This is a genomic window from Nocardia carnea, assembly GCF_029869215.1.
GTDB lineage: Bacteria > Actinomycetota > Actinomycetes > Mycobacteriales > Mycobacteriaceae > Nocardia > Nocardia carnea_B.
Genome location: NZ_JARWPM010000456.1, coordinates 13,245 through 27,416 on the forward strand (window position 1 = coordinate 13,245; position 14,172 = coordinate 27,416).

General features: G+C 68.2%; 12 protein-coding genes. 8 read left to right on the plus strand and 4 right to left on the minus strand.

Annotation, left to right across the window (positions count from 1 at the left end):
- Positions 1–25 precede the first annotated feature (25 nt).
- Genes trmB through QH276_RS34950 form a run of 4 tightly spaced genes read left to right on the plus strand, consistent with a single transcriptional unit; the run spans position 26 to position 5,440 of the window.
- Complete coding sequence (gene trmB / locus QH276_RS34935; protein WP_280399181.1) at positions 26–844, plus strand: tRNA (guanosine(46)-N7)-methyltransferase TrmB; 819 nt, start codon at positions 26–28, stop codon at positions 842–844.
- The gene (locus tag QH276_RS34940) at positions 844–1,572 is read left to right on the plus strand and encodes an NYN domain-containing protein (protein WP_280399180.1); all 729 of its coding nucleotides are present in this window, start codon (positions 844–846) and stop codon (positions 1,570–1,572) included. The genes trmB and QH276_RS34940 overlap by 1 nt, the downstream gene beginning before the upstream one ends.
- 1 nt (position 1,573) lies before the next feature.
- Positions 1,574–5,245 (plus strand): MMPL family transporter, encoded by a 3,672-nt coding sequence (locus QH276_RS34945; protein ID WP_280407043.1) that lies wholly within the window; start codon positions 1,574–1,576, stop codon positions 5,243–5,245.
- 57 nt (positions 5,246–5,302) lie between these two features.
- Positions 5,303–5,440 (plus strand): hypothetical protein, encoded by a 138-nt coding sequence (locus QH276_RS34950; RefSeq protein ID WP_280399178.1) that lies wholly within the window; start codon positions 5,303–5,305, stop codon positions 5,438–5,440.
- A 48-nt stretch (positions 5,441–5,488) separates the two neighbouring features.
- On the opposite strand, the gene QH276_RS34955 is transcribed toward QH276_RS34950, so the two are convergent.
- Both QH276_RS34955 and QH276_RS34960 read right to left on the minus strand, forming a co-directional pair.
- On the minus strand, positions 5,489–6,139 hold the full coding sequence (locus tag QH276_RS34955) for a DUF1707 SHOCT-like domain-containing protein (RefSeq protein ID WP_280399186.1): 651 nt from the start codon (positions 6,137–6,139) through the stop codon (positions 5,489–5,491).
- 163 nt (positions 6,140–6,302) lie between these two features.
- On the minus strand, positions 6,303–7,637 hold the full coding sequence (locus QH276_RS34960) for an AI-2E family transporter (protein WP_280399177.1): 1,335 nt from the start codon (positions 7,635–7,637) through the stop codon (positions 6,303–6,305).
- 100 nt (positions 7,638–7,737) lie between these two features.
- On the opposite strand from QH276_RS34960, the gene QH276_RS34965 reads away from it, so the two are divergent.
- From QH276_RS34965 to QH276_RS34975, 3 genes are all read left to right on the plus strand, one after another.
- A complete protein-coding gene (locus tag QH276_RS34965) occupies positions 7,738–9,261 on the plus strand; it encodes an adenylate/guanylate cyclase domain-containing protein (RefSeq protein WP_280399185.1) in 1,524 nt (507 codons plus the stop codon).
- Positions 9,262–9,329: 68 nt separating this feature from the next.
- Complete coding sequence (locus QH276_RS34970; RefSeq protein WP_432278635.1) at positions 9,330–10,433, plus strand: lysylphosphatidylglycerol synthase transmembrane domain-containing protein; 1,104 nt, start codon at positions 9,330–9,332, stop codon at positions 10,431–10,433.
- A 65-nt stretch (positions 10,434–10,498) separates the two neighbouring features.
- On the plus strand, positions 10,499–10,867 hold the full coding sequence (locus QH276_RS34975; RefSeq protein WP_280399176.1) for a DUF3054 domain-containing protein: 369 nt from the start codon (positions 10,499–10,501) through the stop codon (positions 10,865–10,867).
- 9 nt (positions 10,868–10,876) lie between these two features.
- On the opposite strand, the gene QH276_RS34980 is transcribed toward QH276_RS34975, so the two are convergent.
- Entirely contained in the window at positions 10,877–12,493 is a 1,617-nt protein-coding gene (locus QH276_RS34980; RefSeq protein ID WP_280399175.1) for an NTF2-like N-terminal transpeptidase domain-containing protein, read from the minus strand.
- A 367-nt stretch (positions 12,494–12,860) separates the two neighbouring features.
- Here QH276_RS34980 and aroQ point away from each other — a divergent pair, with 367 nt between their 5' ends.
- The gene (aroQ, locus tag QH276_RS34985; protein ID WP_280399174.1) at positions 12,861–13,316 is read left to right on the plus strand and encodes a type II 3-dehydroquinate dehydratase; all 456 of its coding nucleotides are present in this window, start codon (positions 12,861–12,863) and stop codon (positions 13,314–13,316) included.
- Positions 13,317–13,394: 78 nt separating this feature from the next.
- Here aroQ and QH276_RS34990 read toward each other — a convergent pair whose 3' ends face one another.
- Entirely contained in the window at positions 13,395–13,877 is a 483-nt protein-coding gene (locus QH276_RS34990; RefSeq protein WP_280399173.1) for a nitroreductase family deazaflavin-dependent oxidoreductase, read from the minus strand.
- Positions 13,878–14,172: the final 295 nt, after the last annotated feature.

The following is a 14,172-nucleotide window of genomic DNA, read 5'->3' on the forward strand; positions in this document are numbered from 1 at the left end:
CCTCCGGTGCGGACCGGAATCGGGGATGCGGGACAATAGGCCTGTGAACGACGCCGTGCACCCTCGCCCCGAGTCCGTTCCGGTAACCCTGTCGGAAACCTCCGAAGGAGCCGGCGGGTCCCGGCGACGGCACAGCGGGTCGCGGTTGTACCCGCGGGTCACCAGTTTCCGCTCCCGGCGCGGTGCGCTCACCCCCAACCAGCAGAAATCCTGGGACCGCACCTGGCCGCTGATCGGTCGTGAGGTCGCCGACGAACCGTTGGACGCCGACGCCTGGTTCGGGCGCCGCGCCCCGCTGGTGATCGAGATCGGCTGCGGAACCGGTACCGCCACCGCGGAGATGGCGCAGGCCGAACCCCATCTGAACCTGATCGGGATCGAGGTCTACCAGCCCGGTCTGGCGCAGCTCGTCCAGCGGATCGAACGCGACGAGATCGGTAATATCCGGCTGCTGCGCGGCGATGCGGTGGATGTGCTGGAGAACATGATTGCTCCCGGATCGCTGACCGGGGTGCGGGTGTTCTTCCCGGACCCGTGGCCCAAGGCCCGCCACCACAAGCGCCGGCTGTTGCAGCCGGCCACCGTCGCGCTCATCGCCGACCGCCTGCGGCCGGGCGGAGTGCTGCACGTCGCCACCGACCATGCCGGATACGCCGAGCACATCGCGGAAGTCGGCGCGGCAGAACCCCTGCTCGCCGGTTTGAACGAGACCACCGGCGGGGTGAGCGCCGAACATCGCGAATCGGCGCCGATCGGTTTCGAACGCCCGGTCACCAAGTTCGAGAGCAAGGCACATCGGGCCGGTAGTGCGATCAACGAGTTCATATGGGGCAAGATCGAATGATGAGCGTCAGTGAGATGGCCCCGGCCGGCGACGAGGTTGCCGAAAGTCTGCACGAACCCGGCGGCGAGCCCGCCGGGCCCGAATCGGACCGCCTGCGGCGCGTTCTGCTGGTCTGGGACGCCCCCAACCTGGATATGGGTCTGGGCGCGATTCTCGGTGGCCGTCCCACTGCCGCCTATCGTCCCCGCTTCGACGCCCTCGGCCGCTGGCTGCTGGCCCGCACCTCCGAACTCTCCGTCGGCGAGAAACAGCGGGTGGAGCCGGAGGCCACGGTATTCACCAATATCGCCCCCGGCACCGCCGATGTGGTGCGGCCGTGGGTGGAGGCGTTACGCAATGTCGGTTACGCCGTCTTCGCCAAACCCAAGATCGACGAAGATTCCGATGTCGATTCCGACATGCTGGGCCATATAGAGTTACGCACCCGCGGCGCGGGCCTGGCCGGCATCATTGTGGCCTCGGCCGACGGCCAGGCCTTCCGCGAGCCGCTCGAGCAGCTGGCCGCCGACGGTATCCCGGTTCAGGTCCTCGGCTTCCGCGAGCACGCGAGTTGGGCGGTAACATCCGATACCCTCGAATTCGTCGACCTCGAGGACATCCCGGGAGTGTTCCGTGAACCGCTCCCCCGGGTGAGCCTCGACTCGTTGCCCGACGAGGGTGCCTGGCTGCAGCCGTTCCGGCCGCTGTCGGCGCTGCTCACCTCTCGCCCCGCACAAGGAGTCGCGTAAAGTGTTCACCCGCTGGGGCGATCTGGTCTACCGGCTGCGTTTCGCCGTTATCGGAGTCGTTGTCGCAGGGATGCTGGGCCTGGGTGCCTACGGTCTCGGGCTGGCGGATCATCTCAGCTCCAGCGGTTTGTTCGATCCGAACTCGGAATCGGTGAAGGCCGCCGAAATCTCCGACCAGGCGTTCGGCCGCGACCACAACGGTGACGTGCTGGTGCTCTACACCGCACCCGAGGGTCAGACGATAGATTCCGACCCCGCGTTCCGGGACAAGATCGTGGACAGCCTGAACCGGTTGCCGAAGGAGCACCCGGAACAGATCGCGAAGGTCAATCTCGCCTACTGGAAGACCGAGACCGGTGAGGCCCAGCCCTCGGTGGTCGGGTCGAAGGACAAGACGAAAACCTTCGCCTCCATCGCCATCGTCGGTAACAACGACGACGAGATGGTCCGCAACTACCGGGCCGTGAAGGACGTCTTCTACATCGACGGGGTCGATGTGCAGGTCGCCGGCCTGCAGCCGGTGGCGGGCACGCTGAACGACACCATGGCGCACGACCAGAAGCGGATGGAGATCCTGGCCATCCCGGCGGTCGGCGTTCTGCTGTTCTTCGTCTTCGGCGGTGTGGTGGCCGCCGGGCTCCCGTTGATCGTGGGCGGCCTCACCATCATCGCCGCGAACGGCATCATCATGATGCTGACGAAATTCACCGAGGTGAACACCTTCGTCGGCGCCGTGGTCTCGATGATCGGCCTGGGTCTGGCCATCGACTACGGGTTGTTCATCGTCAGCAGATTCCGGGAGGAACTGGCCGAGGGTTACGACACCCGAGCCGCCGTCCGGCGTTCGGTGATGACCGCCGGGCGGACCGTCGTGTTCTCCGCGACCATGATCATCGCCAGTCTCGGCGGCCTGCTGCTGTTCCCGCAGGGCTTCCTGAAGTCCATGGCCTACGGCACCATCGCAACCGTCGCCCTGGCCGCGCTCGCCTCGATCACCCTGCTCCCCGCCATGCTCGGCGTCCTGGGGCCGCGGGTGGACATGCTGAGCTTCAAGAAGATGCGCAAGACCAAATCCGCGGAGGAGGTCGAGGCCAGCCTGTGGGGCCGGGCCACCACCTGGGTCATGCAGCATCCGCTCAAGATCGCCATCCCGATCTGCATCCTGCTGCTGCTGCTGATCATCCCGGTGAAGAACCTGGCCTTCGGCGGTATGAGCGAGAAGTATCTGCCGCCGGACAATGCCACCCGGATCGCGCAGGAAGAGTTCGACAAGACCTTCCCGCTGCGCCAGTCGGACCCGATCCAGCTGATCTTCCTCGGCGAGAACACCTCGTCCATCGCGAAGGTGCTGAAGGAGGCGGACAAGGCGCCCGGCCTGGCCGACGCCGCCGGTTTCTCCGTACCGTCCGAATCGCCCACCCAGCCGAACGTCTTCCGCACCAGCGCGACGCTCCTCGATTCCGACAACTACCGGCCGACCGTGGAATATCTACGGGCGCTCGATGTCCCCGACGATGTGACGATGCTGGTCGGCGGGCAACCGACCCTGCAGGGCGACAGTATCGACGCCCTGCTCGACCGGATGCCCCTCATGATCGCCCTCGTGCTGCTCGTCACGACGGTGCTGATGTTCCTGACCTTCGGGTCGCTGGTGCTGCCGATCAAGGCGGCCCTGATGAGCGCGCTCGGCCTCGGCTCGACGCTCGGCATCCTGACCTGGATATTCGTCGACGGCAACGGTGCCGATCTGCTGAACTTCACCCCGCAGCCGATCATGTCGCCGGTGCTGGTGCTGATCATCGCGATCATCTACGGCCTGTCCACCGACTACGAGGTGTTCCTGCTCTCGCGGATGGTGGAGGCCCGCGCCATGGGCGCCTCCACCACCGAGGCGGTGCGGATCGGTACCGCGCACACCGGTCGCATCATCACCGCCGCCGCGCTCATCCTGCTGGTGGTGACCGGTGCGTTCGCGTTCTCCGATCTGGTGATGATGCAGTACATCGCCTACGGCATGATCGCCGCGCTGATCATCGACGCCACCATTCTGCGCATGCTGCTCGTCCCCGCGACCATGAAACTGCTCGGCGACGACTGCTGGTGGGCCCCGGCCTGGATGAAACGGATCCAGCAGAAGATCGGCCTGGGCGAACCCATCCTCGACGACGAACGGCCCGGCAGCGGCGATGTGGTGGACCTGGTCAAGACCACCCCGGTCACCGATCCGGTCACCATGCAGATGCCGGCCGTCGGCGCGGAGAAACAACGGAAGACACCGGTGCTCAAACGCACCCGCGAGGAGATCGAGGCCGCCGCGCCCACCGCGCATCTGAACGCGGTACCGAAAGCACTGCGGAAAGGGTCCGATAAGCAGGCACCGGCCGCGTCGGCGCCGACCGCGCCGAAACAACCGATGCCGACCCCGCCCGACCCCACGCGCCCGCGTGCCACCCCGCCCGCCGAAGGTGATTCCGGTCGCGGCGGCCCCGACGCCGCCGGTGGCACGGGACGGCATACCCGGCCCACCACCGAGGACCAGCGGTCCCCTGCCCACGGCCCCCCGCCACCCGCGACCCGCGGCCCCCGGCCTCCCGCCGGCCCGCGCCCCCCGGCCGACAGCTCCCGGCAATCGTCCGGTCGCCCGGATGGCGGTCCCGAGAATTCCGGTCCGACCGGACCACACCTCGGCGCGGCCGGGACGCCGGAGAGCCGCGGCGACCGGAACCGGGCGCCGGAATCCGGTCACCCGTCGAACGCGGCACCGGAACCCGGGCGCCGGCCGAACCCCCTGCCCGACTCCGGCCGGCGACCGGGCGAGGCACCCCGATCCGAGCGTGCCCCGGGCGAATCCGCACCCGGCCCCGGCTCCCCCGCGACCCCACCACGTCCCCGCGGGACCGGCCCCGGGCGCGGCACCGATTCCCCCGCGGCACCGCCCGCACCTCCCCGCGGGACCGGACCCGGGCGAGCGCCGGGAGCACCCGGAACCCAGGCCGGTCGCCCCGCAAACCAGGCCGGGCCCGGGGCACCTACCGGTAATCCGGCCCCGCAAGGAACCGGGACCCCCGGCGGCCCCAACACCGGAACTCCACCCGGCCGTTCGGGTTTCGCGACCCCGACATTGCGCGGGCTCTTCGCCTCCGAACCGGTGGAGGATGCCGAAAGCCGTGAGGTGACCGGACGCACCGTCTACCCGACTCCGGCGGACGCACCGCCGAGCCCACCGAACCCGCAGCAGGCGCGGATCACCGGAAACCCGGGCGGGTCTCGTCCGGATACTTCGCTGCGGCTTCCCGGCACGCCCGGCGGGCCCGCCCGGCCGCCTGCTCCACCGCGTCCCGCGGGCCCGCAGCCGCCGGCCGGTTCACCCCTGCCCGAGCGCGGCCCGGGGCGGCCACCTGCCCCACCCCGGCCGGCGCCGAATCAGCGTCCGGCCGAGCCGGGACGTGCCATGGATCAGGGTTCGCAACCGCGCCCGATGCCGCGGATCGCCGAACCCGGTGGCGGTACCCCGGGCACCGCGCAGCCCGGGCTGCCGGAGTTGCCGCGGCGGGTACCCCGCGGACTGCCGCCGGAAATGCCGGCGCAGCGCCATAATCCGGATCCGGCGGCGGCCCGTCCCTCGCCCGCCGCATGGCAGCGTCCGGCGGATCCGGCCCCTCGGCCCGCCTAATCGGCGGGCCCGCAACAGGAACCGGATCCGCGCGAACGCAACAGCATCGAGTCGTGGATGGCCGGGCTGCGCTCGGCGCGGCGCCAGCAGGCCGGGATGCCGCCCGCCGCCGAGGACACAGGGCGCCATCAGCAGAACGAGGGCCGTTCGGTGAGCGTGAACGAATTACTGCGCCGCCGCGAGGATCCGGAATAGCGGGCGCCGCCCGGCCGGACGGCCGACACTGTCTCGGGACAAAGAGGTTCAGTGGCCGAGCAGGCGGCGCCAGTGCGCCATGAACGGCTGCTTGGCGGTGACCGAGCCGAACCGGACCCGGCCGTGCACCAGTAGATGCAGCGGCCCGATCGGCGGACCGCTGCGGACCTTGTTGTTCACACTGGACCCGACCATTTCCAGCCCGTCCAGATCGACCGTCGCCTCCTGCGGGACGATCAGCGTGAGCGAACTCGCGTAATCGTCGACCTGGATCTCCACCACCTGGGTGGTCATCACCGCCTGGGTGAAATCCAAGGTGACACCGGACAACCAGCTGTTCACCCGCAGGACCGGCGCCACCTGCCAATTGCCGCGGCGGTAGATCCCGGACATGCGCGGCCGGATGACTCCGCCCTGCACAACTGCCGACAGCGAGGACCGTCCGTTGACGCCTGGCTGTGGGAGCGGGGCGGGTTTCCCGTGATTCGGAGGCCGGGTGGCAGGTTCGCCGACCAGCCGGACCCCCGGCAGATCGACGAGCACCGAATTGAGCTCACCCCGGGTTTTGGCCGCCAGGGCGGTATCCATCCGCTCGGTGAACTCCCCCAGCGAGAGCATGCCCAGCCCGACGGCGCGTTGCAGCAACTCCCCGACGTGCTCCCGTTCGGCATCGGAAACACGCAGGTCCCGGTCGCCCACCCGGCCACCGGGACCCACACCGTCGAAAACCGGATCCGGGCCGTTCATAGCCCCGAGATTACCCAGGTCCGATGCGATCCCGCATCAGGGCATTCCCGGATGCGGCGGGTATTTCCGGGCCGGGCGGGAGGCCCGGGGCTCCGCGGTGCGGTCGGTAACCTTTCTACTTCCGCGTATCCGACGGCCGGCCGTCCCCGTCCTCGACAGGGGTCGCCGGATCGTCCGGTGGCGACTGTGTCCCCGGCCCCCGGGGTTCCGGGCCCGTTACCCGTGGCAGCGGTATCCGCCGCTGCGCTTCGGCCAGCATGGCCGCGAGATCGAATCGTCCCGTCCCGTCCGGGCCCGGCAGGTTCACGGCGGTTCCGTACTCGGGCGAATCGGGCTCGACCGCATATATCCCCTTGCGGTCGGCGGTGAGTTCCGCGAGAACCTTCGCCGGGTCGTCGGCGAGCAGCGAGCGGATCGCCGTATTCAGCACCGCGACCAGCGGCACCGCGAGCAGGCCGCCCGCGATCCCGCCCAGTACCACGCCCGCGGCGATGGCGAGGACCACCGCCAGTGGATGGATCCGCACCGCCCGCCCCAGCAGCAGCGGTTGCAGAATATGCCCCTCGATCTGCATCACCGCGACGATGATCCCGAGCACGATCAGCGCCGTGACGAAACCTTTGGTCACCAGCGCGATGAACACCGCCACGAAACCGGCCAGGAACGCGCCGATGATCGGGATGAACGCGCTGATGAACACCAGCGAGGCCAGCGGCAGCGCCAGCGGCACCCCCAGCAATGCCAGCCCGGCGCCGATACCGATGGCGTCCACCGCCGCGACCGCGACGGTGGCCCGCACGAATCCCACCAGCGACCCGAAGCCCAGACCGCCCGCCGTGCGCACCCGTTCGCGATGCGGGCGCGGCACGATCCGGGTGACGAACTCCCAGATCTGGTGGCCGCTGTAGAGAAAGAAGATCAGGATGAACAGGGTGAGGAAGGTGCCGGTGAGGATATGGCCGATCATCGTCGCCGTGGTGAGCGCGCCGCTGGTCAGCGTGTCCTGGTTCGATTGGACGGTCCGGATCGCGGCGTCGCCGGCGGTGCGGATCTGATCGTCGCTGAGGTGCATCGGTCCGGTGATGAGCCAGTCCTGCACCTTGTGGATACTGGCGGTGAACTCGTCGGACAGTTGCGGCACACCCACCACGAACTGTTCCACCACGAAGGTCATCACCCCCGCGACCAGGCCGAGCGAACCGACCAGCGCGATGAAAACACCGATCACCCGCGGCACGCCGCGCCGCTGCATCCAATCGACCAGCGGCGCCAGCAACGCGGCAGCCAGCAGGGCGATGGCCAGCGGAATCACCACGGTATCGAGCCGCCGCACGGCCGCCGCCAGCACCGCGACCAGCGCGAAGATCACCAGTAGCCGCCACGCCCATTCGGCGGTCTGCCGCACGATCGGGTGAACGGCGTCCGCGGCAGAGGGTTTCGGCTCGGTCACCCGGTCGAGGGTAGCGGCCGTGCCCGGGAACACCGGGCCGCCCGGGCCGGACGCTAGATTAGTACTCGTGTCAGCGCCCTTGGAAGCGGTCAAACAGACCATGCATACGCGCTGGCCGCTGTACCTCACCTCGATGCTGCTCGCGAACGCGTTCGGCGCGGTGCTGGTGTGGGCGTTCATCCAGTACGGGTTGCCGGTGCCCGAGGGCGAGGAACCCGGACCGCGGCAGGTCGGCCTGGTCGTCCCCGCGGCGGTGTTCCTCACCGGCGGGGTGCTCAGCGTGCTCGCCTCGGCGCTGATGCTGCGCCCGGTGATGCGCTGGCAGATGCGCGGCGGACCGCCCAGCCGGCAGGAACAGATGGCGGCCCTGCACGCGCCGCTGCGCCAGGCGATCCTGCACCTGGCGCTGTGGATCCTCGGCGGCGCGGTACTGGCCACCGCCATCATTTCCGAAACTCCGGCGCTGGCCGGCACGGTGATCATCACCGAATGTATGGCCGCGACCATCGTCTTCGGGTTCACCTACATGCTGGGCGAACGGATCCTGCGCCCGGTCGCCGCCGAGGCGCTCACCGCCGGCCGCTTCGATCACACCCTCACCCCCGGGGTCGGCACACGGATGGCGATGACCTGGGGCATGGGCACCTTTGCCCCGACCATTGCGATCGTGCTGCTCTGCGTGACCCAGATCTCCTCGGATATCAAGTTCTCGGCGCAATCGCTGGCGGTATCGATTCTGCTGCTGTGCGGGGTCGTGATCATGCAGGCACTGGCCTTGTCCATGCTCACGGCCTCCAGTATCTCCGACCCGATCCGCCAGCTCAGCCAGGCCATCGACCAGGTGCAGAACGGCGCGCGCGATGTGCAGGTGGAGGTGTTCGACGGTAGCGAGATCGGCCTGCTGCAGGTCGGTTTCAACCGGATGATGGAGGAGGCCGCCACCCGGCAGCGGCTGCAGGAACTCTTCGGTCAGCATGTGGGCGCCGAAGTCGCCCAGCGGGCCCTCGACTACGGCACCGAACTCGGTGGGGAAACCCGGTTCGTGGCGGTGCTGTTCGTCGATATGGTCGGCTCCACCGCGACCGCCGCCGAACACCCCCCGACCGAGGTGGTGAATCTGCTCAACGAATTCTTCCGGGTAGTGGTCGATGTCATCGATCACCACCACGGATTCGTGAACAAATTCGTCGGCGATGCCGCCCTCGCGATATTCGGCGCCCCGCTCGACCGGCCGGACGCACCGACAGCGGCACTGGCCGCGGCCCGCGAACTCCGCGAGGCATTACGGTCGGTTGCCGGGCTCGATATCGGTATCGGTGTTTCGGCCGGTTTGGCGGTGGCGGGCAATATCGGTGCGGCCAATCGGTTCGAATACACGGTGATCGGGGACCCGGTGAACGAGGCCTCCCGGCTCACCGAACTCGCCAAGGATCATCCGGGGCGGGTGCTGGCATCGGGTTCGGCACTGTATTTCGCCGAGGAGAGCGAACAGCGGAATTGGACCGCCGGCGAGGAGGTGCAGCTGCGCGGGCGGCGGCGTACCACCAGGTTGTCCTGGCCGAACGATTCCGTACCGGCGGAAACTGCGGCCGAACCGGCGCCGGACCAGGTCGAGCGCGCATAGCGCACCGTTCACCCGAACCCGTCGGCGGGCCCCCGTCTCCGGCCGCAAGCGTCCATTAGGCTGGGCTCGTGACTGCCAACGGTGATACAGCGGATACGCCTGCTGTGTCCCGGGCCGGTGAGCCGAACCAGACCGGAAAACCTTCCCGCAGATTCCGGTGGCTCAAATGGGTGGCCGTTTCCGTACTGCTGTTGTTGCTGATCGGTGAGGGTTTCTACCTGTATCCCCGGCTACACGAGTCGTGGCGGAAACTGACCGAAATCCATTGGGGCTGGGTCGCGGCGTGTATTGCCTTGCAAATGCTGTCGATGTCCGGTTTCGGCCGGGTGCAGAAACAGTTGTTACGGGCGGGCGGGGTCGCGGTCCGGCAGCTGAAATCGGTTTCCGTGGTCTACGGCGCGACGGCCATGTCGGTAACACTGCCGGCCGGGCAGGTCTTCTCCACGGCCTTCACCTACCGTCAGACCCGGCGCTGGGGCGCGAGCCCGGTAGTCGCTTCCTGGCAGCTCGTCTTCTCCGGGGTCGTCTCGGCCGCCGGCCTGGCGCTGCTCGGCGTGCTGGGCACGGTGCTGGCGGGCGGGCGGATCGGGCCGGTCAATCTCATCGTGTCGGTGGCCGCGGTGGTGGCGCTGGTGTGGGCGGGGAATTACGCCTCGCGGCATCCGGGCACCCTCGAGGGAGCGTTGCGGCGCGGGCTGGCGCTGGTCAACCGGGTGCGCAAACGGCCGCCGGAGGCCGGTCGCGACAAGATCCGGGAGATGCTGGCCCAGGTCGAATCGGTGGATATGGGCACCCGCGACGGCGCCTGGGTCACCTGGTGGGCGGTGGTCCACCGGCTCGCCGACGTCGCCTGCCTGGGCGCCGCCTGCTACGCCATCGGCGGCGATCCGCGGTGGGCGGGGCTGCTGATCGCGTTCGCCGCGGGTAAAGCGGTGGGGTCCATTCCCTTCGCGCCCGGGGGCATCGTCTACGTGGACGCGACCCTGATCTACGGCCTCACCGCCGCCGCGGGCCTGCCGGCGGCGCAGGCGGTCGCGGCCGCGTTCGTCTACCGGCTGGTGAGTTTCGTCCTGATCGCGATCATCGGCTGGATCGTTTTCGCCTTCCTGTTCCGCAACCGCAATGCCGAGGACGAGGAATACGAGAAGGAATTCACCCGGCGCAATGTCTGAGCCGGTGTCCCTGTGTCCGGGACCGTCGCAGAGTTGGCTGCACCGCGCCCGTTAGGCTGCCTCGTGTGAAATGGCTGGGACCGATCGTTGTCGATGCGCTGCTGGTGGTGCTGTTCTGTGTGATCGGGCGCCGCAGCCACGACGAGGCGATTCTGGCCGGTCTGGTCCGCACGGCGTGGCCGTTCCTCACCGGCCTCGCCGTCGGCTGGCTCGCCGTCTACGCCCTGTACCTGCGCAACCGGGTGAACCAACCGTTCAACGGTCTGCGGGTGCGGCCGGCCGGTCTGATCATCTGGCTGTGCACCCTGGTGGCCGGGATGGTGCTGCGGGTGATCAGCGGGCAGGGCACGGCACCGAGTTTCATCGTGGTGGCGGCGCTGGTGCTGGCGCTGTTCCTGGTCGGCTGGCGGACGGCCATCCGGGCGCTCAGCTGAGCGCCACGCTCATTCGTCGGGTTTGGCGAACGATGCCAGCATCCGCTCACCCATCCGGACGACCATATCGCCGCTGTCCACATCGGCGATATGGATCGCGAACGCCAGATCGCCCATGGTCGCGATGAGCCAGCCGTCGTCGCCGGCCTTGGCGGAATAGCCGGTGACATCGCGGAACCCGCGCAGCCGCGCCATCTGCGGGGCGTTCATCCCGTCCCGCAGTACCCGGCGCGCCGCGTCGGCGACCGGCCCGGGGAGCGGCCCCGCCGGGGCGTCGGTCTCCCCCGGGCGGCCGCGTTCGATCATCGGCGGCCGCAGGGTGCCGTTGCCGATGGCCGCCGCCGCGATCGCCATCCCGAACGGGCTGGCCAGCAGCGCATCCGTACCGCCGCCCTGACGCACCGGTTCCGCATCGCCCGCGCCGGCCGGCCGGCCGGTGACCTCTTCCAGCCCGGGAACCCGGAAATCCACGCCCACACCGAGGGTGGCCGCCGCTTCCACGGCTTCCTCGTCGGTGACGTCCTTGACGGCTTTCCCCTTGGACGCCGCGGCCACCTCGCGGAACAGGTTCATCATGCCGCCCGCCGGGTACAGCCCGGTGAACGCGACCGGCCCTTGCGCACTCGAGTAATTGTTCTGCGCCACCGCTACCACCGCACCCGTGGAGGGCTGGGTGACCACGATCGAGGCCGGGGAACCCACGCTCACCACCGCATCCTCGGCGGCGCGCTGCAACCGCTGGTCCATGGTGCCGGCGATATCCGGCCCGGCCGGGCCCTGATGGCCGGCGAGCTGTTTCACGAACTGCCCGTTCTCGAACAGCTGCACCGCCCAGCCGGAATGCTTGTCCTGGCTTTCCTCCCACACGTTCTTCATGGAATCGAGCAGTGGGGAGAAGACCCGGCGGTCGGAAACGATCAGCCGCGGCTCCTTCTTCATCACCACACCGGGGATCGGCGCCATCTCCGGTTCCAGGATCGCGAAATCGCCTTCGCGCAGGCTCACGGCCGTAATCGGTTTACCGCCGGCGGCAGCCAAGTCGTCCCGCAGCGAAGCACCGGTGATGAGGGGGGCCACCGGTTCGATGGCCCGCGCGAGCGCGTCGGTGGAGGCGACCGGGTCGGGCATTTTCGCCGGATCGAGCTGGATGACATTGATGATCTGCTCGGTCATCAGCGGTTTGCCGATATTGTCGACCACCCGCGGGGCCGGATCGGGAGTGGTGCGCACCAGCTGGACCGTGCGGTCGTGTTCGAGTTCCGGCATGACCACGGCGGGATCCCAGGAGATCTTCCAGCCGGTGGAGAGTTTGCGGATCTTGCCTTCCAGACCGTAGGACCAGTCCTTGCGTTCACCGAAGTTCCAGTGCACGTCCAGACTGAACATGCCGGTTTCGGCGTCGAGTCCGATGAATTGCGTTTTCTCGTAGTCGACGGTGCCGGATTCGAGCCCGTCGAACATTTGCCCGAGAGTTGCCGAAGCGGCGGACGGGTAAGAGGTCAGTTCAGCTGCCGCGGCGTGGTCACCCTCGTCGAGCAGTTCGGTGAATCGATCGACGACGGCTTCGGGGCCGGCCTGCTCGGTACCGGTCCCACACGATCCCATCGCGATTGCCAGAGCCGCCACCCCCGTAAGGGCCACTGCGCCCCGGAAGCGAAAGCGGCGGGATCCCCACACATCCATGTCGCCTACTCTTCACTCTTGCCACTCTGGTAACAAGTCCACCGTACCTGAAAAATGCCTGCTTGCGAGTGCTCGCAACCCCAAAACCATAGCCGGTCCCACTGTGTGTAGTTGTGGCCGTTCCCAACTCGCCGCCGAACCGACCATGATCAATTATCGGACCATCGGCACGCACCCGGCTTCGCTACGCTACCGATCGAGCCGAGGCCGTGTGGTGTTACCCCGCAAGTCCGCTTCCACTGCAGAGATACCCCGCCACGGTAGCCCAGAACCCTCGGCGGGCGCTCGGGGTGTCGGTAGGGTTGCTGCCATGTCCGATGCCGCCTTTCCGCAAACCTCGAGCAGTCCGATTCTCGTCCTCAACGGGCCCAATCTGAATATGCTCGGTACTCGCCAGCCGGCGGTGTACGGCACGGAGACCCTCGAGGATGTAATCGAATTGTGCCGTCGCGCGGCCGCGGCGCGCGGCCGGGAGATCGCGCATTTCCAGTCGAATTCCGAGGGCGCGCTGATCGATCGGATCCACGCCGCGCGCGGGACGGCGTCGGGCATCGTGATCAACCCCGGCGGGTTGACGCATACTTCGGTGGCCCTCCGGGATGCCCTGGTGATACCCGAGGTCCCGATCGTCGAAGTGCACATCAGCAATGTGCACGCCCGGGAGGAGTTCCGCCGGCACTCCTACATCTCGCCCATCGCCGACGCGGTGGTCGCCGGAATGGGCAGCTACGGCTACGTAGCAGCCATCGAATTCCTGCTGCGTTGATCTGCGCCTCCTCCGGCGTCGCTGTTCGAGGCCCCTGGGTCCCGAATCTTCCCTCCTCCGCTTCGCTCCCCCGCTCCGTCAGTCCAGATCCGAGACGGGCCCGGAACCCCGCATGGGCTCGATCCGGAAAACGGGGAAGCCGGGCGCTATTTCGGCGAGTTGCGCATCGGTGGCATCCTTGGTGACACCCTCGAAGAACCGGCCGACCTCCCACCCCCAGACTTCGAGGTAGCGGCGCAGCAGGGGAATCTTGCCGGCATCGGCGACCTCGGCCGCGCGGAACGCTTCGGTCTTACGGCCGAGCCGCAGCTCGCCCTCACCCGCGACCCGCAGGTTGCGCACCCACTGGGTATGCCCGCGGGGCGCGACGAGGTAGCGCGCACCGTCGTCGGTGGTCAGCACGTTCACGATCGTGGTCCGCCATTCACCGGACTTCCGCCCGCGCACGGCCAGCAACCGCGAGCCGGCGATGCTGATCCCGAGCTTCGGCAACACGTTGACGATGCGGTTGAAGATCGGCTCGATACCGGCGGGGGCGAGGTAGCGGGTCGCGGTGGTCATATCCAACTCCTTTGTGAGCACTGCTCTCTGTTGAGAACAACGATCTCACTGTTGCGGCAAGAAGTCAAGAGCAGTGCTCTCTGTATCTATTGCGCCGCCTCCGGCGGCGCGGGGTTTGTGGGCCCCCCCGGGGGGTGTGGTTTTATAAAAACCACCATCTTCGCCCCCACTCTTGATGCTTCCAACAAATTACCCCTGTTGCCCCCCACCCACAACTCCCTTTCGTTATTTTATTTTCGCCCCCCGCCCCGCGCGCCCCGGGTTCGGGGCCCCCGGGAGTCTCGTTCTTCACTCC

Excerpts from the sequence above, each read along its gene's own strand:
- aroQ (WP_280399174.1), top strand. The coding sequence starts at position 12,861 with ATGTCCGATGCCGCCTTTCCGCAAACCTCGAGCAGTCCGATTCTCGTC.
- QH276_RS34965 (WP_280399185.1), top strand. The coding sequence starts at position 7,738 with ATGCATACGCGCTGGCCGCTGTACCTCACCTCGATGCTGCTCGCGAAC.
- QH276_RS34950 (WP_280399178.1), top strand. The coding sequence starts at position 5,303 with ATGGCCGGGCTGCGCTCGGCGCGGCGCCAGCAGGCCGGGATGCCGCCC.
- trmB (WP_280399181.1), top strand. The coding sequence starts at position 26 with ATGCGGGACAATAGGCCTGTGAACGACGCCGTGCACCCTCGCCCCGAG.
- QH276_RS34990 (WP_280399173.1), bottom strand. The coding sequence starts at position 13,877 with ATGACCACCGCGACCCGCTACCTCGCCCCCGCCGGTATCGAGCCGATC.
- QH276_RS34940 (WP_280399180.1), top strand. The coding sequence starts at position 844 with ATGAGCGTCAGTGAGATGGCCCCGGCCGGCGACGAGGTTGCCGAAAGT.